At 37.3% G+C, this 990-nt stretch carries 1 protein-coding gene; it reads left to right on the top strand.

Going from position 1 to position 990, the window contains the following annotated elements; all coding sequences use genetic code 11:
• Window positions 1–990 (top strand): Ig-like domain-containing protein (locus tag ADH54_RS12035; protein WP_049524068.1); only part of this gene is annotated, 990 nt, incomplete at both ends.

The raw sequence follows: 990 nt of genomic DNA, 5'->3' as shown, positions 1-990 counted from the left end.
ACAGTAGTATCTATCAATGGTGATACAAGCAAAACAACTCTTGAAGCAGCAGATTTAGCAACACCAGGAACATATACTGTTAAATATAAAGCAGTAGATAGTCAAGGTAAAGAGTCTGACGAGTATACACATACTGTAACTGTTCAAGGTTCAGTTCCAGTAGTAAATACTAAATCTAAGAATACAATTTATTCTACTGATAGTGAAATTACAGGAACAGGTAGACCTGGTGCAACTATCAAAGTGACTGTTAAAGATCCAGAAGGAACAACAGTAATCTCAGAAAAAACAACACAAGTTGGAGAAGACGGTACTTGGAAACTTCCTTTAGATAAAGGATTGAACAGTAATGAAGCCTTAAGAGGTGGTAGTGAAGCTTCAAGAACATTCTATGCTCCTAAGAACAAGGTTGAAGTTACGCAAACTGTTAATGGTATTGAAAGCGAAAAGGCAGACTTAGAAGTTTCTATTGGTGAATCAAAAATCTTACCATCAGAGGCCGCTAAAGACCAAACTAGTGTTGTCGCTGGAGCTAAGAAAGTTGTACTAACAGTTCCGCACGATACAGGATATTCATATTTCTGGTACAAAGATAAAGAAACAAATTCAGCACCTCAAGTGACCTTGAAACGAGGCGAAGACAGAGGATGGTCTATTACAGAAAATCCAGAAAGAGCAACTATTGAATCTGTTAAGCACGGTGATTTTGTTGATACAATTACATTAACACTGACAAAACCAGTTGCTGAAGGAAAGAATAACATTCAAATCATTTCGCATAATGGTTCAGCTTCTCATGGAAGTTACTCAGGAAAATATTCAGTCAATGTAACTAACGAAGCACCAGTAGTGTCATCAGCAACAAACTCAGATGTAACGACAGTAAATGTAGGGGGAACTGTAAATCTTTCAACTCTAGCGAAAGTAACAGACCATGAAGATGACCAAAATGCTACATTAGGAACAAAAGGTACACCGACAGTAGTATCT

This window comes from Streptococcus pseudopneumoniae, from assembly GCF_001072315.1.
Taxonomy (GTDB): Bacteria; Bacillota; Bacilli; order Lactobacillales; family Streptococcaceae; genus Streptococcus; species Streptococcus pseudopneumoniae_R.
The sequence above is the reverse complement of the archived record's forward strand: the minus strand, read 5'-3'. Positions and strand labels throughout refer to the sequence as shown.